Genomic DNA, 20,053 nt, shown 5'->3' on the forward strand with positions numbered 1-20,053 from the left:
GTCCAATGGGAGGGTTTCGCTACCTCCGCGCCCCCCCTTAACCGCAAAGCCGCTGGCATTTCCACCCATAAGGTCCCATTTGCAAAGCCATGTGGATCGCGATCATCGCCATTTTCTGCGCCGGGATCGGCAATTTCGCGATGCATCGCGCCTTCGTGGAAAGCGACGATCCGCTGGTCCAGCAGATGGTCCGGCCGCTCGCCGAGCGCGCGGGACCGAACATCACCTATGTCTTCGAATATCTGCTGCTCGTCGGCGCAATGGCGATCGCGACGCGCAACTGGTTCACCGGGCTGCTGCTTTATGGCCTCTACACCATCTTCAACGCGATGGCGTTCAGCTGGGTCATGCACCGGCCGCGATAGATTGCCTCACGCAAAGGCGCGAAGGAAGAAGGGCTCACACAAAGACACGAAGAGGGCGGTGCATCGAACGGGCGCCGTTCAAACCCCGCGCGAAGCGCCTTCATGAAATGGCCGCCTGCGGCGGCAGGCTACCCCAGCACGGATTTGCACCCTCTTTGTGTCTTTGTGTGAGATATCTTCTTCTTTGCGCCTTCGCGCCTTTGCATGAGATTATCCGTCACGCCACGCCGTGATACCACCAGACGCCGTCGCGATCCTCGCGCTTGACGCGGCCCTCGACCTCCAGCCGCTTGAGGTGCGCGAAGGCTTCGCCGGTGGCGAGGCCCTGATTGTGGCTGCCGATCGGGCGGTTGAAGAGCAAGGGAAAGCTGTCGACCGCGCGCAGCGGCGCTTTCGCGGCGGCTTCGGCGAGATTGTAGAGCCGCATGCGATGCTCGTCGCGCAGCGCCATCAGGCGGACGTGCAGCCCCTTGAAGGGCTCGCCATGCGCGGGGCAGACGATCACGTCGGACGGGATGGTCGCGAGCAATTTGTCGATCGAGGCGAGCCATTCTCCGAGCGGATCGGCGTCGGGTTCGGTGATGTTGACCGACACGTTCGAGCTGATCCGCGGCAGCACCTGATCGCCCGACACCAGCACGCCCTCGCGCTCGTTCCACAGGCACGCATGTTCGGGGCTGTGCCCCGACCCGGTGACGACGCGCCAGCGATGCGCGCCCATGTCGAGGACGTCGCCGTCCTTGATCCGCGCATAGCTGCGCGGCAGCGGAAAGACCATCATGCCGAAGCGGCCCCAGCCTTCCGCCTTCTGCCGCTCGATCGCTTCCTCGTCCCAGCCCGCGGCGCGCGACTGCACCAGCGCCTCCTCGGGCGTGGTTTCGCTCGTATCGGCGACGATCGTACGCGCGGTCAGCATCTCGCCGCGCGTCATCCACAGCTTGACGCCCTGCTTCTTCGCGATCCAGCCGGCGAGGCCGATATGGTCGGGATGCAGGTGGGTGCCGAAGACGCGGGTGATCCGCTTGTCCGCAAGCGCGCCGGCGTAGAGCGCCTTCCACGCGTCCGAACAGATCGTCAGGCAGATGCCGGTGTCGACGACCGCGACCCCCTCGCCCGCCGCATCGGCGTCGTCGAGCAGCCAGCTATTGATATGGCCGAGCGAGCCCGGCATCGGCAGCCGCGCCCAACTGATGCCATCGGCGATGCGGATCGTCTCGCCCGCCCCCGGCGCCGCCTCGCCCCACGGGTAAGTGAGGCCGGCGTGGCTCGTCGCGGTGAAGCTGTCGTCCTGGGTCAGCGATGCGTCGGGAGAACCGCTGGCCGCGGGGATATTATCGTCGTCGCCCGCGCCCGCCATCGGATCAGGCTTCGTTGCCGGCTTCGGCATCCTCGGCCGCGCGCGCTTCGGCGGCGGCGGTGCGCTCGGCGCGCAGTTCCTCGAGCAGCGCTTCGCGGTCGCCCTCCAGCCGGTTGTCCTCGGGCGCCTTGATCCCGGCCTTCTTCGCCGCCTTGGCGACCAGTGCGTCGAGTTCGCGCTGCGAGCAGAGGCCGAGGGTCACCGGATCCTTGGGCACGATGTTCGCGCTGTTCCAGTGACTGCGCTCGCGGATCGCATTGATCGTGTTGCGCGTCGTGCCGATCAGCTTGCCGATCGCGCCGTCCGACACTTCGGGATGGTTCTTGAGGATCCAGGCGATGCCGTCGGGCTTGTCCTGGCGCTTGCTGACCGGCGTGTAGCGCGGCCCGCGGGTACGGCGAATCGTATCCTGGCCCTGCACGCTCATCTTGAGCTTGTAGTCGGGGTCCTTCTGCCCCTTTTCGATCTCGTCCATCGACAGCTCGTGCGCGCGCACCGGATCGCGGCCGGTATATTTGGTCGCCGCGGTCTCGTCGGCGATCGCCTGAACTTCCAATATGTGGATGCCGCAATATTCGGCGATCTGGGCAAAGGTAAGGCCGGTGTTGTCGACCAGCCAGGCGGCGGTCGCGTGCGGCATCAGCGGGGTCGGATTGGCATTGGCCATGGGTAATCTCCAAAAGCGGAAATAATAAGGGCCGCCCCTCGCGGGGCGGCCGGACATTGGCGGCGGCTATATGCCGGTTTGGCGGAGGGAGCAAGAGCGGGGTTTCGGAGTTTGTTTCGGGATGAAAGGGCGGCGGCGAGATCGATGGGCAGGAGCGGACATCCCCCTGCTTCGTCATTCCCGCGAAAGCGGGAACCCAGAGCGTGCGTCGGCTGACCCCGCTCTGGGTTCCCTCTTTCGCGGGAATGACGAAAAAATGAGACGCAGAAGTCCAATCTCGACGCCGCGCGCCTTCACCCCACCGTCAGCACGATCTTCCCGACATGCTCGCCCGCCTGCATCCGCGCATGGGCAGCGGCGGCTTCGGCGAGAGGGAAGCTCTGGTCCATCGCGGGTTTCCAGCCGCCCTCGGCGAGGCGCGGCCACAGCGTGCGGTGGAGCTCGTCGGCGAGCAGCGCCTTGAACTCGGTGCTGCGCGCGCGCAGCGTCGAGCCGGTCATCGTCAGCCGGCGGCGCATGAGCTGCGAAATGTCGAGCTCGACCTTCGCACCGCGCTGGAAGGCGATCGTCACATGGCGGCCGTCCTCGGCAAGGCAGGCGAGGTTGCGCGACACATAGTCGCCGCCGACCATGTCGAGCACGACGTTCACACCCGCACCATCGGTGAAGGTCTTGACCGCCTCGACATAATCCTCGGCCGAATAATCGACGGCAAGGTCAGCACCCAGCGCCCGCGCCGCGTCGCATTTCGCGGCGCTGCCGCAGGTGACGATCGTGCGGATGCCGAACAGCTTCGCAAGGCCGATCGCGGTCGTGCCGATACCGCTGGTGCCGCCGTGGATCAGCACCGTCTCGCCCTCGCGGACATAGCCGCGCTCGAACAGATTGTGCCAGACGGTGAAGACGGTTTCGGGCAGCGCCGCCGCCTCCGCCATCGAAAAGCCCTTCGGCACCGGCAGACAGCTTCCCGCCGGCGCGGCGCAATATTCGGCATAGCCGCCGCCCGCGACGAGCGCGCAGACCGCCTGGCCCAGCCATTCGGGATCGCCGCCCGGCCCGACCGCGACGACGGTGCCCGCGACCTCCAGCCCCGGCAGGTCCGACGCGCCCGGCGGCGGCGGATAAAAGCCCATGCGCTGCAGCACGTCGGGGCGGTTCACCCCCGCCGCGGCGACGCGGATCAGCAGCTCGCCCGGTCCCGGCCGCGGCACCGGCCGCGTTTCGGGCACAAGAACCTCCGGCCCGCCGGGCTCGCGGATCGCGATGGCGGTCATGGTTTCGGGCAGGCTGGTCACGCGCGTCATTCCCCCACTGGTCTTTCGGTCCCGCAGGCCGCCTTATTGACAGCCAGCGGAGTCGGGTCAACAGTCCGCGCCTTGGAAATCTATGGATAATATGCAGGGACCAGCGAGAGAAAGGACGTGCCATGGACGATGACGACCTTCCCCGCCGCCAGGGCGACGCCCTCGCCGCGCTGACCCGCCAATCGCTCGACCCGCTGTCGGTCGCCGAACTCGACGAGCGCATCGTGGCGCTGGAGGCCGAGATCGCGCGCGTGAAGGCGCACAAGGCCGCCGCCGGGGGCTTCAAGGCGAACGCCGAGGCCCTGTTCCGGAAGGGGTAGCCCGTTTCCTTGTCATTGCGAGGAGCGAAGCGACGAAGCAATCTCCAGCTATCGCCGTTGGAGGAACGCGGACTGGAGATTGCTTCGCTTGGCTCGCAATGACGAGCGAAAAAGGCTTCGCTCACGCCACCTTGGCGTAGCGCAGCAGGTCGACCATCCTGAAATCGTCGCCTTTCTTCGATGGATCGACGGTCGGCAGGAACGGCTGCCATTCGGGGTCCTGCGCCAGATAGGAGCCCTTGTCGCCCTGGAGCAGCCCGAGGAAAACCTCGGTCACGATCCGCGCGCCTACGGGGCCGAGCCGTTCGCCATTCTCGACCGTCTGCGCCTCGCGCAATATGTAGAACCAGAGCGGCGTGCGGTCGTCGAAGCCGTGAGGCTTGAGGTCGGCAAGGTCGCCCTTCGACAGCTCGGGCAGCTTCATCGCGCGGGCGACGCGCTGGCCCGAGGGGAGCGCGAAGGTCAGGTGGCGCAGCAGGTTGCGCTGCGCGAGCGAGGCCGGGTTGGTCTTGGGATCGGGGTTCGGCACCACCGAGCCCGGCAGGCGGAACAGCGCGGTCGACAGCGTCGTGTCGATCTTCTTGTTCGGCTTCACATTGCCGTCGGCGAAGTCGAAGAAGGTCGGCCAGTCGACGAAACGCCGCGGCGCCCGGCAGCCGCCTGACAGATCGTCGGGATCGCCGGGGTCCGACGGGGTCGGCTTGAAGATCATCGCGAAGAAGGGATTGCCCCCGTTGCCGGTGAAGTTCGCACGGTACGACGGGCGGATCTGGCTATGTCCGAAGCGATAGGCGGCGACCGAGAATTCGACCGGAATATAGGGCTCGTTGTGCCAGCTATAATATTTGCGCCCGTTCTGGAGCACGTCGTCGACCACCGTGTCGCCGCAGGTCCGGCGCAGGAATTCATGGACGATCATCCATTGATAATGCCAGCGCACGATCCGCTGCGCCTCGGCGAAAATCTCGTCGGAGCCGGTCAGCTTGATCTTGGTCTTCACATAGTCGACGACCTCGTTGTGGAACTTCAGGAAAGCGACCTGAAGCTGGCTGATGATCAGATTCTCGTCGTCGCGCGGATCGCCGATCAACGCGACCTTCTGGCTGTTGCGCGGCAGGTCGAACTTGTTCGCGGTGCCGGTGGCCTCGAGCAGGAACTTGCTGCCCTTGCCGCCCTGCGTGTCATAGAGATGCGGACTGCCGCCCGGCCCGGCGCCATAGACATTGTCGAGGCCGAGGCTGGGGGTGCGGAAATTGGCGATCTGTTCGGGGTCGACCTGCCGTTCGAGGCTGGAGGTCGGATCGAAGGTCATGTCGTGATCGAGGAACTGGCCGAGGAAGGTGAAGCCCGCGGTCAGATGGGGATTGTCGCTGTTCTTCGCCGACAGCGCCGGGTCAGTGATCAGCTCGGCCGGAGTTTTGGTCAGATTGTCCTTGGCGTCCATGATGCCGCCGGGCTTGCCGATCTCCATCAGCGCGGCGCGGACATCGGGGGTGTCGGCGGCAAAGGGCGGAAGCTCTCCGAACAGGCGGCCGAAGCGGCCCGCATCCGAATATTTTGAGCGCGGCGGAACGATGTCGCGCGGATATACGCCGTGACGAGGCATGGCAGTCTCTCCTGCTATTTCTTCTAACGATGTGCGATTGTCGGGAGGGCTTCGCCGTCGCGGGGACAGGCGTGCATCCGCTGTTCTGGCACGACACCAAGAGGGGCAGGCTGCACGCCGCGGGCGCGGGGGCCAAGAAGATTGAGGGCTAATTTCCCGTTTACCTGCCCGGTTGCAGCAAAGGTGCGACAGGCCGCGCCTTTGGTGCGCAGCCGTTCGCCATGCAGCAGCTTGCCAAGCGACGCGAACCGACAGAAAGGACGGCGATGGATTTCGACGACCAGCTTCGCCGCTATTTCGGCACCACCGACCTCGCGGCAATCCACCCGGAAGCGCACGCCGCGGGCACCGAACGCATGCGCGTCGATTTTGGCCTCGAAACCAACCCCGGCCGCCGCTTCGCGCTATGGGCGCTGATGCACATGCTCGGCGTCGCGCCCGACCTCGACGTCGCGTTCAAGGACGAGGCCGAACGCAACGTGGCGCGCGATTTCATGGATATGGTGGATCGGGCGGATAAAACGGACGGCAGCTAGCGAGCGGGAGCGGCCATAGGTAAGGATCCTACTCTCTCCCCTTGAGGGAGAGATACGAAGGCTTGGCAGTTTGCTGCCTAGCCGAAGTTGAGAGGGGGTTTTGCGTCCGCTGGCGTCGCACCCTCTCCAAGCTTCGCTAGCTCCCAAGGGAGCAAGCTGCGCTATCCTCTCCCTCAAGGGGAGAGGAGGAGACGTCCGCTCCCCACCCCAAAGCCGTCGCCATCGTGCGGACGGAGCAGAAACGACGATCGTCAATCCGGCCGCGAGCGCAGCGTATAGCCGTGGCCCTTCACCGTGCGCAGCATCGGCCAGGCGAAATCGCGATCGACCTTGGCGCGGAGCCGCGACATATGCACCTCGACCCGGTTGGTTCCGGGGTCGAAGTCGATCCGCCACACCGCCTTCAGCAGCGCCGATCGCGATAGCGGCCGGTCGGGAACGCGCGCGAGGTTGGCGAGCAGATCGAATTCGCGCAGCGGCAGGCGGATCAGCCGCCCCGCGCGCTCGACGCGCCGGTCGATCAGGTCGATACGCAGTTCCCCCTCGCCGAGTTGGCCCGCCGCGAGCCGACTGCGGCGAATGAGGCTGGCGATGCGCGCGAGCAGTTCGGGCAGATTGTCGGTCCAGCCGACTGCGTCGTCCGCGCCGCCTGTCAGCGCGGTCATCCGGTCATCGAGCGAATCGCGGTCCGACAGAACGAGCAGCGGACGGCGTCCCGCGATGCTGCGCGCGAGCCGGACGAACGCGGACGGCTCCTGCCAGCCCAGAAAGGGATTGATCGCCAGAAGGTCGAAACAGCAATCGAGCCAGGGCCGCAGCCCGCCGACCGGCGCGGGCAGAATATACGCGCGATGCCCCGCCGCCGTTACGGAATCGAACAAAGCCCGGTCGCGCAGCGGATGATAGACGGCGACCAGCGGCGCCCTGCCCTCATCCGCCGCTGCGCCGATCGCCTCCATTCGCGTCTCCCCCGATCCGCCACGCCCGGCATTGCACCGCGCCCCCGCTGTGCTAACCCCGAGTCATGACCAGTGCCACCTTGCTCGAAGCCGACTTCGCCACCCTGCCCGATCTCGTCCGCGCCCATGCGGCCGAACGTCCCGACGCCATAGCCGCTGCCGACCCGGCGCGGCGGCTGAGCTGGTCCGAACTGGACGCAACGATCGACCGGATCGCGGCGCGGCTGCAAGCCGACGGCTTCGCCAAGGGCGACCGCACCGCGATCGCCGGGCTGAACAGCGTCGAACAGATGGCAGTGATCCTCGGCACGCTGCGCGCCGGCGGGGTCGCCGGGCTGATCACCAACAGCGCGACCGGCGAGCAGATGGCGGCGATGATCGCCGACACCGGCGCGCGCCACCTGTTCCTCGACAGCGCGGCGGCGGCGAGCCTCGAAGGGCAGAGCGTCGCCGCGCGCGACCGCATCGCGATGGACGGCAGCGGTGTCGGCGTGGCGCTCGACGAGTGGATGGCGCCCGCGGGGACGGCGCCCGCGCCGGTCGCCATCATGCCCGAAGACGGGTTCAACATCATCTATTCGTCGGGCACCACCGGCACGCCGAAAGGCATCGTCCACAGCCATGCGATGCGCTGGCAGCATATCCAGCGCGGGGTTCCGGCCTATGGGCCGAGGGCGGTGACGATCCTGTCGACCCCGCTCTATTCGAACACGACGATGGCGAGCTTCCTCCCCACCGTCGGATCGGGCGGGCAGGTCGTGCTGATGAAGAAATTCGACGCGCACGGATTCCTGGAGCTGGCCGAACGCGAGCGCGCGACCAACACGATGCTGGTGCCGGTGCAATATCGGCGGATCATGGCGCTCGACGATTTCGACGCGTTCGACCTGTCCGGCTTCGTGATGAAATATTGCACCTCGGCCCCCTTCCCCGCCGCGCTCAAGGCCGACGTGCTGAAGCGCTGGCCCGGCGGGCTCGTCGAAATCTACGGCATGACCGAGGGCGGCGCGGCCTTCATCCTCGAGGCGCATCAATTCCCCGACAAGCTCCACACCGTCGGCAGGCCCGCGCCCGGCCATGTCGCGAAAGTGATCGACGAGGAGGGCAACGAACTGCCGCAGGGATCGGTCGGCGAGGTCGTCGGCCGCTCGCCGGCGATGATGACCGGCTACAACAACCGCCCCGACGCGACGAAGGCGATGCACTGGCACGACGCCGAAGGAAACCTCTTCTATCGCCATGGCGACATCGGCCGCATCGACGAGGACGGCTTCCTGACCCTGATGGACCGCGCCAAGGACATGATCATCTCGGGCGGCTTCAACATCTTTCCGAGCGACCTCGAAGCGATATTGAACGCCGACGAGCGCGTCGTCGAGGCGACCGTCGTCGGCATGCCGAGCGAGGAATGGGGCGAAACGCCCGTGGCGTTCGTGGTGCTGAGGGATGGCGCGGACGCCGAAGCGGTACGCGCCGACTGCAACGCCAAGGTCGGCAAGACTCAGCGGCTGAGCGCGATCAAGGTCGTCGACGAACTCCCGCGCAGCGCGATCGGCAAGGTGCTGAAGCGCGAATTGCGCGATGCCTATGCGGGGTGAATGGCGGGTAGCGACCGATTGCGGACCTATCTTGCGTCGTCATCCCGGACTTGATCCGGGATCCATTCATCCGGCGCTGAGAGAATGGATCCCGGATCAAGTCCGGGATGACGAGAGTTTGGAAGGGGCCGCTTCCCACCCCAAAGCCGACATCCAGCATTCTCTAATTACGCCAGCCCCGCTGCCTGCACCGCCGCGAGCGCGCTTTCCAGTCGCGCGTCGCCGTCGCCCTCGACCCACGCCCATGGCAGCTTCCGCCGGTCGAGTTCGGCGAGGGCGACGTCCATGAACTGGCGGCGCGCGAGGTCGCTGCCGAAGAGGCGGGTGCCGTCCTCCTGCCACGGCAGGTCCATCGCCGGGACGAGATAGAGGTCGGCGGTGTCGGTCCACGCGTCGATTTCGGGCAGGCGGCGGCCGAGCAGCATGATTGCCCACGCCTGCGTCATCAGCGGGTCGGTGTCCGAGACCAGCCATTCGGGCTTTTGCGCCAGCGCGTCCTGCGTCGCCGCGACATGGCCGTGGAAGATCGCGAGCAAGGCGGCCTCGTCGAACTCGGTGCCGTTCGCCTCGGCATAGGCGCGGCCATATTCGGGGACGACCAGCGCACCGAGACGCGCGGCGAGGCGAGGCGCGAGTGTCGACTTGCCGGTGCTTTCGGCGCCGTGGAGGCAGATGTGGCGCGTCATGCCGGCGCCGCCCCCGCCGCCGCCGCGCGGCGCCACTGGATCAAGCCGTCGATCGACAGGCCGAGCAGCACGACATAGACCGCGCTGGTCGCATAGAGGCCGCGCCACGCGAACAAAGGCACCGCGATCAGGTCGACGAAAATCCAGAGGAACCAGCTTTCGACGCGGCGGCGCGCGAGCAGCCATTGCGCGGTGATGCTGGCCATCGCGATCGCGCCGTCGATCCACGGCGCCGCCGCGTCGGTGTAGCGGTGCATCGCGGCGCTCCAGCCGATCCACGCGGCGACGGTCGCGCCGCCCCAGACCCAGCGCGCGCGCGCGCCCATCCAGCCGACCGGGATGCCGTTCTCTTCGCGCGCGCGAACCCAGGCGAACAGGCCGTAGAGGTTGAGCACAAGGAAAAAGCCCTGGAGCAGCATGTCGCTGTAGAGCTTCGCTTCATAGAAGACGAAGGCGTAGAGCGTCACCGCGACGAGCGCGAAGGGATAGTTCCAGACGCTGCGCAGCGCGACGAGCGCGACGTTGATCAGCACCAGCGCCGCCGCGATCCATTCGAGCTGGCTCACGCCGCCGCCTCCTCATGGCGCGGCCGCGTCCACAGCCCGTCGCGGCTGATCCGCCGCTGCGGCGGGCGGCGGAGCACCGACCAGCCGGCGCGCAGGGTCCAGCCGAGTTTGGCGGGAAGCGAGGTCGCGGCGCGATGATCCCAGGCATGGTTGCCGCGCGCCCGGACCTCGCGTGCGATGTCGCCATAGATGCCCGCCGCCGCGAGCACCGCCCAGCGGCTGCGCGGGCCGAGCTTGCGCGCGCCCCAGCGCGCCGACGCCTCGTAATCCGCCGCCATTTCCGACAGCCATTTCGCCATCACCGCAAGGCGCGGGCGAAAGGCGGGGTGCATGTGCTGACCCGGCGGAATGTCGAGCTCGACCATCCATTCGACCGGCAGGTAGCAGCGATCGGCGGCCGCATCCTCGGCAATGTCGCGCGCGATATTGGCGAGCTGGAAGGCCATGCCGAGGTCGGAGGCGCGGTCGAGCGTCGTCTCGTCCCTGGGGTCGATGCCCATCACCAGCGCCATCGCGACCCCCACCGCGCCCGCGACATGATAGCAATAGCGGAGCAGATCGGCCTCGCTGCGCGGCCGCCAATCCTGCGCGTCGAGCTCGAAACCCGCGATGATGTCGTCGATGACTGCACGCGGTATCTCGACCTCCGTGAGCAACAGACCGAGCGCGTCGAAGGCGGGATCGCCCGTGAGCTCGCCGGCATAGGCGCGGTCGGTCAGTGGGCGAATCCTGCCGATCGCCGCGGCGGCATCGTGCCCCGATGCCATCGCGCCGCCATGATCCTGCCCGTCGGTCAGGTCGTCAGCGGCGCGGCACCAGGCGTAGAGCAGCCACACGCGCTCGCGGGTGATGCGGTCGAACAGCCGGCTGGCGAGCGCGAAACTTTTCGAGCCCCTCGCGATGCTGTCGTACGCAAAGCCGTGCAGGGCGGGGGCGTCGTAGCGAGAGTCCCCCTCCCACTTGTGGGAGGGGTTAGGGGAGGGCATGTGGAGAACGGTCTCGCCGAAAACAGGACCTCCCGTGGCCAGAGGCACGCGACTCTGGCCACCCCCTCCCGCAAGCGGGAGGGGAGAAGAATATCCCCCGGACTCGCGTCACAGATCGTCGGCCTTCATCGCGAAGATCGGTTCGTGCGGCTGATAGGCCGCCATCTTGTCGAGCAGTTCGTCGATCCCGGCGTCGACGATCATGATCCCGGCGTGCGCGGGGCGGATGAAACCGACCTCGATCATGCGGCGATTGAAGGCGATGAGATCGTTGTAGAAGCCCGCCGCGTTGAGCAGGCCCACGGGCTTTGCATGATAGCCGAGTTGCGCCCAGCTGATCGCTTCCCACAATTCGTCCATCGTACCGACGCCGCCGGGGATGGTGAGGAAGCCGTCCGACAGGTCGGTGAACATCGTCTTGCGCTCGTGCATCCCCGAAACGACGTGGAGTTCGGTGACGCCGCGATGCGCGACTTCGGTCCCGACGAGCGCATCGGGGATCACCCCGATCACCTCGCCCCCCGCCTCCAGCGCGCTGTCGGCGACCGCGCCCATCAGCCCGAGCCGGCCGCCGCCATAGACGACGCCGATGCCGCGCTGGGCCAGTGTGCGGCCGACGTGGCGCGCGGTTTCGATATAGATCGGATCGTCGGGAGTCGCGGACCCGCAATAGACGGCAAGGCGTTTCATTTCGTCACTCTGTTCCTGTTCGTCACCCCGCGAAGGCGGGGGTCCAGCTGGATTCCCGCCTTCGCGGGAATGACCGGAAAGTAAAGGGCTAGCCGCTTTCCAGCATCAAGGCAGCGGTCGCCTTCGCGCTTCCGACCACCCCCGGAATCCCCGCACCGGGATGCGTCCCCGCGCCGACGAAGTAAAGATTCGAAATCCGGTCGTCGCGATTATGCGCGCGAAAATACGCGCTCTGCCGCAGCAGGGGTTCGAGGCTGAACGCGCTGCCGAGATGCGCCGACAGGTCGCGGCCGAAATCGGCGGGGGTGTAATGAAAGCGCGTGACGAGATGGGCACGCAGGCCCGGCAGGACGCGGCGCTCGACCTCTTCCAATATCGCGTCGGCGAAGCGCGCGCCGAACGCGCCGTCCCAGTCGGCCTGTGCCTTGCCGAGATGCGCGACGGGGGCGAGTGCGTAAAAGGTCGCATGGCCTTCGGGCGCCATGCCGCGATCGGTCGCGCTCGGATGATGCAGGTAGAGCGAGAAATCCTCCGGCACGACGCCGCCGTAGATATCGCGCAGCAATCCCTTGTAGCGCGGGCCGAACAATATGCTGTGATGCGCGATGCCGGGATAGTCGCCCTTGACCCCGAAATGGACGACGAACAGCGACGGCGACCAGCGCTTGCGCGCCAGGCCGCGTGCGACCCTGGCTCCGCGCGGATGCCCGGCGAGCAGGTCGCGATAGCTGTGCATCAGGTCGCCGTTGCACGCGACCATGTCGGCCGCACCGTGCCAGCCGCTGCGTGTCCGGACGCCGGTTACGCGGTCGCCCGCCGTCTCGATTGCGGCGACCGGATCGCCGAGGCGCAAGGTGCCGCCGAGCCGCTCGAACAGCCGCACCATCCCCGACACCAGCGCGTTGGTCCCGCCGCGCGCCCACCAGACGCCGCCCTGCTTCTCGATCGTGTGGATCAGCGCATAGATGGCGCTGGTCGTCATCGGATTGCCGCCCACCAGCAGCGTATGGAACGACAGCGCCTGCCGCAGCCGTTCGTCCTTCACAAAGGAGGAAACGACCGCATAGACGCTGCGCCATGCCCGATATTTCATCAGCGCGGGCGCGGCGCGGACCATCGACGCGAAGTCGAGGAAAGCGACCGCGCCAAGCTTCACATAGCCCTGCTTATAGACCCCGCGCGAATAGCTCAGGAAGCGTTCGTAGCCCGCGATATCTTCGGGGTTCAGCTTCGCGATTTCGGCGCGGAGCGCGGCCTCGTCGTTCGCATAGTCGAAACGCGAACCGTCCGGCCAGTCGAGCCGGTAGAAGGGCATCACCGGCATCAGATCGACGTCGCGCGCCATGTCCTGCCCGCTCAGCGCCCAAAGCTCGCTGAGGCACGGCGGATCGGTGATCACCGTCGGTCCGGCGTCGAAGGTGAAGCCGTCCCGCACCCAATGATAGGCGCGCCCGCCGGGCTTGTCGCGCGCCTCGACGATCGTCGTTGCGACCCCTGCCGACTGGAGCCGGATCGCGAGCGCCAGCCCGCCGAAACCCGCACCGATGACGATCGCGCGCTTCATCGCCAATCCAGTTTCGCCAGCGCGGCAAGCGCTTTTCCGACCGGCACCGGCGGCTTGCCCGAAAGAATGCGCAGCTTGTCCCTTGCGGTCGAGGCGCCCGCGTAGAAGCGCGCGATAAGGCCGGGGGAGAGACGGTAGAAGCGCTCGAAGACACGATAGCGCTCCTCGGGCGCAGCGGCGCGGAACAGCATCGCGCCGAGCATCCGGTAGAAGCGCTGGCGCCGCCACGCCTTGGCCGCCCCCTTTCGCAGCATCGCGCCCAAATCGGACCGATCCACCATCCATGGCAGCGCCGCCGCGGTGCAAACGGCATCGGGCAAGGAATAGCCCGTCGTCGCGTGAAAGAGTCCCGCGCGGACACCGATGCGCGCGACGCCAGCCTCCTCGGGCCAGAACCTATCGAAATCGCCCGCCATGACGACGGGCAGCCACCCCGTCTCCTCGCGCTCGACGCCGGTGACGGTCCAGCCGCGCGCATCCGCATAGGCGGCGATCCGATCGCGCACCGCCGCGACGTCGAGCGCCGCGTCGTCGCTGTAATAGGTATCCTCGACGAAGGCGGTTTCGGCATCGAACGGCAGACAATAAACGAAGCGATAGCCGCCGATCTGCGCGACCGTCGCGTCCATCACGACCGGCCGCGCGAGGCCGTGGCCGCCCTCGATCCTGAGCGCCTGCCCGACGAATTTTTGCCAGCCGCAATCGATGCCGGCAAGGTCGCCGACCCCGCGCGCGTCGATGACATGGCGCGCGCCGAGCCGGGTGCCGTCGTCGAAGCCGACCGCCTGCGGCGCGAGCAGGATCGCCGACTTGGCGATCAGCCGTCCGGCGGGCAGCGCCGCGGCGACCGCTTCGGCGAGCGCTTCGCCGGTGATGCTATTGTAGGGCATCGGCACGCTGCGGCGATGGGCGGGGAAGGCGACGTCGTAGCCGTCCCATCGGTGGCCGATCAGCGGCTCGACCAGCCAGCGGTCGCGGGCCGCGACGTCGGCGTCGAAGAAGGACCAGACATGATTGCCGCCGACCGCGCCGGGCTCGATCAGCCGCACGTCGAGTTCGGGGCGCCGCCGCGCGAGCGCCAACGCCGCGAGCCCGCCCGCGAGCCCGCCGCCGACGATGGCGATGTCGCAGGAAACGGGTTCGGGCACGGCCATGCAGCAGACCTAGCGAGCAAGACGCGCAGCGGCTATCGCTTTCCTATGCACGTCGCCCCCCTCATCACTCCCGCCACGCCCGACGATGCGAAGCCGGTCGCCGCCATCTATGCCCATCATGTCGCGCACGGCACCGCAACCTATGACATCGAGCCGCGCAGCGCGCTCGCCACCGCGGGGCTGATTTCCGAGCATCGGGCGAAGGGCTGGCCCTTCCTGATCGCGCGCGGCGCGGACGGCACGGTCGCGGGCTATGCCTATGCGAGCCAGTTCCGCGACCGCCCTGCTTATGCCTGGGCGTGCGAGGACAGCATCTATGTCGATCCCGCACATCAGGGGCGCGGGATCGGCCGGGCGCTGCTCGAAGCCTTGCTGATCGCGGCGGAAGCGGCCGGCTTTCGCACGATGATCGCGGTGATCGGCGGCGCCGAACCCGCGTCGGTCGCGCTCCACGCGCGCTGCGGCTTCGCCCATGCCGGACGGCTCGACGCGAGCGGGTGGAAGCACGGACGCTGGCTCGACACGGTCTTCATGCAGCGCGCGCTCGGCGCAGGCGCCGCGAGCCCGCCGCCGGAATGAGCGCCGCCGCCGCCATCGCGCTGTCGGCGCTCGCGATGACGGCGATCGTCGGGGTTCGCTATCTGCTCAGCAGCGGCGCTTTCGCCTTCGCCACGCGGCTGAAGCATCCCGGCCTCTATCGCGGGCTCGAGGCGCAGATGCGGCGCGAGATCGGGTGGAGCCTCGCGAGCGCCGCGATCTACGGCGTGCCCGCGGGCATCGTCGCCTGGGGATGGCAGGCGCGCGGCTGGACGCGCATCTATACCGATCTTCACGCCTTTCCGATCTGGTATCTGCCGGTCAGTCTCTTCGCCTATCTGCTGATCCACGACACATGGTTCTATTGGACGCATCGGCTGATGCACCGGCCGCGCTGGTTCCGCATCGCGCACGCCGTCCATCACCGGAGCCGCCCGCCGACCGCCTGGGCAGCGATGAGCTTTCATCCCATCGAGGCGATCACCGGCGCGATCGTCATTCCGGCACTGGTATTCCTCATCCCGATCCATGTCGCGATGCTGGGGCTGGTTCTGACGATCATGACGGTGATGGGCGTCGGCAATCATATGGGGTGGGAGATGTTTCCGCGCGCGCTCGTCCATGGACCGGCGGGGCGATGGCTGATAACCGCGACGCATCACGAGGCGCATCACGCGGCCTATCGGGGGAATTATGGCCTGTACTTCCGCTTCTGGGACAAGGCGTGCGGCACGGATATCGGGCTGGGCCGCTTTGGCGCTGTTGCTGATGGCGGCGAGCGCGCCGCCGCCGACGGTTGAGGTCAGCGTCATCGGGCTGCGGAACACGAAAGGGCAGATCCTCGTCTGCCTGACGACAAATCCCAAGGCGTTCCCCGACTGCAGCAAGGACAAAGGAGCGGTCCGCATGGCGGTGAAGGCCGTCGACGCGGGCGATTTCCTGATCCACGCGCCCGCGGCCGGCACCTATGCGATCGCGGTCGTCCACGACGAGAACAGCAACAACAAGTTGGACGTCGCGATCTTCCTGCCCAAGGAAGGCTTCGGCTTTTCGCGCAACCCGGCGATCACCGTCGGCCCGCCGAGCTTCAAATCGGCGAGTTTCGCGGTGACGGGCGACATGCGCCAGTCGATCAAGATGAAATATATGCTGTAGAGGCGATGCCGATCCTCCCCGGCACGGGGAGGGGGACCATGCGAAGCATGGTGGAGGGGCACGGGCGGCTTGCCTTGCCACCGAGACGAAACATTATGGCGCACCTGCCCCTCCACCACCCTGCGGGTGGTCCCCCTCCCCCGTTGGGGGAGGATGGCTTTCGGTCGCCTCCGCTCGAAACCGGCCGACCGGCCGACCAGTCGACCGCCCCAAACGCGCAAGCGTCATTGTCGCAGCACCGCCGCGCCGCTAAAGCAGCGCGCGTGACCGCGACCTCCTCCCGCATCATCGCTTTCGCCGACCGCTGGCCGAAGCTCGTCGCCCTGGCTCTCGGCGCCGTGTCGGCGACCGGCTTCGCGCCGCTGAACCTCTGGCCGCTGACCCTGCTCGCTTTCGCGGGCTGGATGACGCTCGTCGCGCGGAGCCGCAAAGGCTGGCGCGCGCTCGGCGTGGGCTGGGCGTTCGGGGTCGGGCATTTCACCATCGGGCTGAACTGGATCGCGACCGCCTTTACCTATCAGGCGGCGATGCCCGCATGGCTGGGGTGGGTCGCGGTGGTGCTGCTGTCGCTGTATCTGGCGATCTATCCCGCGCTCGCGGCTTGGGGGGCGTGGACGGTGCGGGGCTGGGGCGAACCTGCGATACGCCTGACAACACCTTCCTATACTCTGGCCTTTGCCGGACTCTGGACGCTGACCGAGTGGCTGCGAAGCTGGGTGTTTACCGGCTTTGCGTGGAATCCATTGGGCGCGATCGCCATCGGCTTTGCCCAACCAGCGCAATGGATCGGGACCTATGGCTTGTCCGGGCTCGTGCTTTTCGTCGCTGCGATTTACGTGCTACCCTATTTCGATCGCCGGACGACGAGCGAAACGCCGCGCGAGATACCCGAACGCCAGCAACTTCTCTATCAGCTGGGCTTCGGCGCCGTCATCGCGCTGTTCATGGCCGCGGTCTATTTCATGCCCACTTCGCCTTCCGAACGGAAACCGAAGCCCGGCACCATCCCCATCACCGTCGTCCAGCCCAACGTCGGCCAGCAGGACAAATGGGAGGGCGGCAAGGCCGACGCCAATTTCGCCAAGCTCGCGCGGCTGACCGCGCCGAAGGACGATACCCCGCGCCTGATCCTGTGGCCCGAGGCGGCGATTCCCGATTATCTGGAGACCGGTTATCCCGCCGTCTATTACGACCGCTCGCCCGCCGAGGCGCGCGGGCGGCTGACCGACCTGATGAACCCGAACGACGTCATGCTGCTCGGCGCGCTGAAGCTCGAACTCGGACGCGACGGCAGTGTCGTCGGCGCGCGCAACGCGGTGATGACGGTCCACGCCGACGGCACGCTCGGCGCACGCTATGACAAGGCGCACCTTGTCCCCTATGGCGAATATCTGCCGATGCGGCCGATCCTGTCGGCGATCGGGCTGTCGCGCCTTGCGCCGGGCGACATCGATTTCTGGCCCGGCCCCGGCCCCCACACGCTCGACCTCGGCCGCTTCGGCAAGGCGGGGCTGCAGATCTGCTACGAGATCATCTTTTCGGGCCAGGTCGTCGACCGCACCCATCGCCCCGATTTCATCTTCAATCCCTCGAACGACGCCTGGTTCGGAAGCTGGGGCCCGCCGCAGCACTTGGCGCAGGCGCGGCTCCGCGCGATCGAGGAGGGGCTGCCCGTGATCCGCGCGACTCCGACGGGGATCAGCGCGGTGATCGACGCCGACGGCCGCGTCCTCGATTCGCTGCCGATGCACGCGGCCGGACGTATCGACACCTTCGTTCCCAGGGCCCACGCACCGACGCTCTTCGCACAATATGGCAATGTGCTGCCGGTCGGATTTGCGCTGCTGCTGCTCGCGGCCGCCATTGCCTTTCGGCGGCGCGGACGCTAACAGCGGCGCGACATAAAGCATCCTTTATATCGGATAACCCAAAAGGCCTCTTCCATGCGCAACAGCTTCCTCTTCACCTCCGAAAGCGTCTCCGAAGGCCATCCCGACAAGGTCGCCGACCAGATTTCGGATTCGATCGTCGACCTGTTCCTGTCGAAGGACCCCGAGGCGCGCGTCGCGTGCGAGACGCTGACCACGACTCAGCTCGTCGTGCTGGCGGGCGAAATCCGCTGCAAGGGCGTGTTCGAGGATGGCGAATGGGCGCCCGGCGCGCTCGACGAGATCGAGGCGACCGTCCGCCAGACGGTCAAGGAAATCGGCTATGAACAGTCAGGCTTCCACTGGAACCAGTTCCGCTTCGAGAACAACCTCCACGGCCAGTCGGCGCACATCGCGCAGGGCGTCGACGAGAGCGCCGACAAGGACGAAGGCGCGGGCGACCAGGGCATCATGTTCGGCTATGCCTCCGACGAGACGCCCGACCTGATGCCCGCGACGCTCGATTACAGTCACAAGATCCTCGAACGCATGGCCGCCGACCGCAAGGCGGGCACCGCACCCTTCCTCGAACCCGATGCCAAGAGCCAGGTCACGCTGCGCTATGCAAACGAGCGCCCGGTCGAGGCGACCGCGATCGTCGTGTCGACCCAGCACGCCCCGGGCTATTTCTTCCACGGCGGCGAAGGCGACGAGGCGAAATATCAGGAGCTTCGCAAATATGTGCTCGGCGTGATCGCCGACGTGCTGCCCGCCGAACTGCTGACCGCGAACACCGTCTATCACATCAACCCGACGGGCCGTTTTGAGATCGGTGGCCCGGATGGCGACGCCGGCCTGACCGGCCGCAAGATCATCGTCGACACTTATGGCGGCGCCAGCCCGCACGGCGGCGGCGCGTTCAGCGGCAAGGACCCGACCAAGGTCGACCGCTCGGCCGCCTATGTCACGCGCTACCTCGCCAAGAACATCGTCGCCGCGGGCCTCGCGCGCCGCTGCACGATCCAGCTCAGCTACGCGATCGGCGTCGCCGAGCCGCTGTCGGTCTATGTCGACCTGCACGGCACCGGCGCCGAGGGCGTGAGCGAAGCCGCGCTCGAACAGACGCTGCCGCAGCTCGTCCGGCTGACGCCCAAGGGGATCCGCACCCACCTCGGCCTCAACAAGCCGATCTACAAGCAGACCGCCGCCTACGGCCATTTCGGCCGCACTGCGGACGGCGACGCTTTTCCGTGGGAGCGCACCGATCTCACCGACCGGCTGAAGGCCGCGATCGCCGGCTGATGGACCGTGGGGGTGCTTGCCGCCCCCGCCGCTCCGCGCTAACGCGCGCGCCATGACGGCTTATAAATCGGGCGATCCGACCACCCTCAACCGCCTCTATGGCCGCGCCAAGGGCAAGCCTTTGCGCGCGGGCCAGCAGGATCTGGTCGACAATCTGCTGCCGCAGATTGCGGTTCCGGCCGAGGGGCCGGTCACCGCCGAATTGCTGTTCGGCTATGACCGCCCCTTGCATTTCGAGATCGGTTTCGGCGGCGGCGAGCATATGGCGGCGCGCGCCGACATGCTGCCCGACCATGGCTTCATCGGCGCCGAACCCTTTGTCAACGGCGTCGCCCAGGCGCTCGTCCACGTCTCGGGCGATCCGCATCTCGCAGAAAAGGGCGGCGCGCGCCTGCCGCTCGCCAATGTCCGCATCCACCACGGCGACGCGCTCGAAGTGCTGCGCCGCATAGCCGACGGCGCGCTGAGCTTCGTCTATCTGCTGCACCCCGACCCCTGGCCGAAGGCCCGCCACGCGAAGCGGCGGATGATGAACGACGGCCCGATCGACCTCATCGCCGCGAAGCTGAAGTCCGGCGGCGAGTTCCGCTTCGGCACCGACCATCCCATCTATCTCGCGCACGCGCTGATGGTGATGCGGCGCCATCGCCACCAGTTCGAATGGCTGGCGCAGGAAGCAAAGGATTTCCTCGTCCGCCCCGGCGGCTGGCCCGAAACCCGCTATGAAGCCAAGGCCCGCGCGCAGGGGCACGAGGTCTGGTATTTTCGCTGGCGGCGCCGATAAGCGCCATATTTTTGAAGGAAGCTTTTTCCAGGGCCTTAGGCAGCCGTCC

General features: G+C 67.2%; 21 protein-coding genes. 10 read left to right on the forward strand and 11 right to left on the reverse strand.

Annotated features, from left to right (window positions below):
- Positions 1-89: 89 nt before the first annotated feature.
- Positions 90-365: a hypothetical protein gene (locus VHO04_RS16140; protein WP_297664046.1), complete on the forward strand. Its 276-nt coding sequence runs from the start codon at positions 90-92 to the stop codon at positions 363-365.
- Between the two features lie 217 nt (positions 366-582).
- Here VHO04_RS16140 and VHO04_RS16145 read toward each other — a convergent pair whose 3' ends face one another.
- The 3 genes from VHO04_RS16145 to VHO04_RS16155 form a co-directional block, all read right to left on the reverse strand.
- Entirely contained in the window at positions 583-1,722 is a 1,140-nt protein-coding gene (locus tag VHO04_RS16145; RefSeq protein WP_329629259.1) for an MBL fold metallo-hydrolase, read from the reverse strand.
- Positions 1,723-1,726: 4 nt separating this feature from the next.
- Complete coding sequence (locus tag VHO04_RS16150) at positions 1,727-2,362, reverse strand: DUF1013 domain-containing protein (protein WP_329629281.1); 636 nt, start codon at positions 2,360-2,362, stop codon at positions 1,727-1,729.
- A 320-nt stretch (positions 2,363-2,682) separates the two neighbouring features.
- Positions 2,683-3,684, reverse strand: coding sequence for an NAD(P)H-quinone oxidoreductase (locus tag VHO04_RS16155; protein ID WP_329629282.1), 1,002 nt, complete (start codon positions 3,682-3,684; stop codon positions 2,683-2,685).
- Between the two features lie 131 nt (positions 3,685-3,815).
- Between VHO04_RS16155 and VHO04_RS16160 the strand changes: the two genes are divergently transcribed.
- Entirely contained in the window at positions 3,816-4,013 is a 198-nt protein-coding gene (locus tag VHO04_RS16160; RefSeq protein WP_329629260.1) for a DUF1192 domain-containing protein, read from the forward strand.
- Positions 4,014-4,134: 121 nt separating this feature from the next.
- Here the strand turns inward: VHO04_RS16160 and VHO04_RS16165 are convergent, their stop codons facing one another.
- Positions 4,135-5,619, reverse strand: coding sequence for a heme peroxidase family protein (locus VHO04_RS16165; RefSeq protein WP_329629261.1), 1,485 nt, complete (start codon positions 5,617-5,619; stop codon positions 4,135-4,137).
- Positions 5,620-5,885: 266 nt separating this feature from the next.
- Between VHO04_RS16165 and VHO04_RS16170 the strand changes: the two genes are divergently transcribed.
- Positions 5,886-6,155 carry a hypothetical protein gene (locus VHO04_RS16170; protein ID WP_329629262.1) on the forward strand — a complete coding sequence of 90 codons (270 nt, stop codon included), beginning with the start codon at positions 5,886-5,888 and terminating at the stop codon, positions 6,153-6,155.
- Between the two features lie 251 nt (positions 6,156-6,406).
- Here VHO04_RS16170 and VHO04_RS16175 read toward each other — a convergent pair whose 3' ends face one another.
- Positions 6,407-7,114 carry a response regulator transcription factor gene (locus VHO04_RS16175; RefSeq protein WP_329629263.1) on the reverse strand — a complete coding sequence of 236 codons (708 nt, stop codon included), beginning with the start codon at positions 7,112-7,114 and terminating at the stop codon, positions 6,407-6,409.
- A gap of 65 nt (positions 7,115-7,179) precedes the next feature.
- Here VHO04_RS16175 and VHO04_RS16180 point away from each other — a divergent pair, with 65 nt between their 5' ends.
- A complete protein-coding gene (locus VHO04_RS16180) occupies positions 7,180-8,712 on the forward strand; it encodes a class I adenylate-forming enzyme family protein (protein WP_329629264.1) in 1,533 nt (510 codons plus the stop codon).
- A gap of 167 nt (positions 8,713-8,879) precedes the next feature.
- On the opposite strand, the gene VHO04_RS16185 is transcribed toward VHO04_RS16180, so the two are convergent.
- The 6 genes from VHO04_RS16185 to crtY all read right to left on the reverse strand — a co-directional run bounded on the left by VHO04_RS16185 (position 8,880) and on the right by crtY (position 14,352).
- On the reverse strand, positions 8,880-9,398 hold the full coding sequence (locus VHO04_RS16185) for an AAA family ATPase (protein WP_329629265.1): 519 nt from the start codon (positions 9,396-9,398) through the stop codon (positions 8,880-8,882).
- Positions 9,395-9,964 (reverse strand): nicotinamide riboside transporter PnuC, encoded by a 570-nt coding sequence (gene pnuC / locus VHO04_RS16190; RefSeq protein WP_329629266.1) that lies wholly within the window; start codon positions 9,962-9,964, stop codon positions 9,395-9,397. The genes VHO04_RS16185 and pnuC overlap by 4 nt, the downstream gene beginning before the upstream one ends.
- Complete coding sequence (locus VHO04_RS16195) at positions 9,961-10,950, reverse strand: phytoene/squalene synthase family protein (protein ID WP_329629267.1); 990 nt, start codon at positions 10,948-10,950, stop codon at positions 9,961-9,963. Before VHO04_RS16195 ends, pnuC begins: the two co-directional genes overlap by 4 nt.
- A 108-nt stretch (positions 10,951-11,058) precedes the next feature.
- Positions 11,059-11,640: a TIGR00730 family Rossman fold protein gene (locus tag VHO04_RS16200; protein ID WP_329629268.1), complete on the reverse strand. Its 582-nt coding sequence runs from the start codon at positions 11,638-11,640 to the stop codon at positions 11,059-11,061.
- An 88-nt stretch (positions 11,641-11,728) separates the two neighbouring features.
- Positions 11,729-13,204 carry a phytoene desaturase gene (locus tag VHO04_RS16205; protein WP_329629269.1) on the reverse strand — a complete coding sequence of 492 codons (1,476 nt, stop codon included), beginning with the start codon at positions 13,202-13,204 and terminating at the stop codon, positions 11,729-11,731.
- Positions 13,201-14,352, reverse strand: a complete 1,152-nt coding sequence (gene crtY, locus VHO04_RS16210; protein ID WP_414713129.1) for a lycopene beta-cyclase CrtY — start codon at positions 14,350-14,352, stop codon at positions 13,201-13,203. Before crtY ends, VHO04_RS16205 begins: the two co-directional genes overlap by 4 nt.
- 51 nt (positions 14,353-14,403) lie before the next feature.
- On the opposite strand from crtY, the gene VHO04_RS16215 reads away from it, so the two are divergent.
- The 6 genes from VHO04_RS16215 to trmB all read left to right on the forward strand — a co-directional run bounded on the left by VHO04_RS16215 (position 14,404) and on the right by trmB (position 20,004).
- Positions 14,404-14,937: an N-acetyltransferase family protein gene (locus VHO04_RS16215; protein WP_329629271.1), complete on the forward strand. Its 534-nt coding sequence runs from the start codon at positions 14,404-14,406 to the stop codon at positions 14,935-14,937.
- Positions 14,934-15,695 (forward strand): sterol desaturase family protein, encoded by a 762-nt coding sequence (locus tag VHO04_RS16220; RefSeq protein WP_329629272.1) that lies wholly within the window; start codon positions 14,934-14,936, stop codon positions 15,693-15,695. Before VHO04_RS16215 ends, VHO04_RS16220 begins: the two co-directional genes overlap by 4 nt.
- Positions 15,649-16,050, forward strand: coding sequence for a DUF2141 domain-containing protein (locus VHO04_RS16225; protein WP_329629273.1), 402 nt, complete (start codon positions 15,649-15,651; stop codon positions 16,048-16,050). Before VHO04_RS16220 ends, VHO04_RS16225 begins: the two co-directional genes overlap by 47 nt.
- A gap of 263 nt (positions 16,051-16,313) precedes the next feature.
- Positions 16,314-17,939, forward strand: coding sequence for an apolipoprotein N-acyltransferase (gene lnt / locus VHO04_RS16230; protein WP_329629274.1), 1,626 nt, complete (start codon positions 16,314-16,316; stop codon positions 17,937-17,939).
- Between the two features lie 54 nt (positions 17,940-17,993).
- Positions 17,994-19,220, forward strand: a complete 1,227-nt coding sequence (gene metK / locus VHO04_RS16235; RefSeq protein ID WP_329629275.1) for a methionine adenosyltransferase — start codon at positions 17,994-17,996, stop codon at positions 19,218-19,220.
- Positions 19,221-19,272: 52 nt separating this feature from the next.
- The gene (trmB, locus tag VHO04_RS16240; protein ID WP_329629276.1) at positions 19,273-20,004 is read left to right on the forward strand and encodes a tRNA (guanine(46)-N(7))-methyltransferase TrmB; all 732 of its coding nucleotides are present in this window, start codon (positions 19,273-19,275) and stop codon (positions 20,002-20,004) included.
- Positions 20,005-20,053: the final 49 nt, after the last annotated feature.

Origin of the sequence: Sphingopyxis sp., assembly GCF_036261875.1 — a bacterium.
Lineage (GTDB): Bacteria > Pseudomonadota > Alphaproteobacteria > Sphingomonadales > Sphingomonadaceae > Sphingopyxis.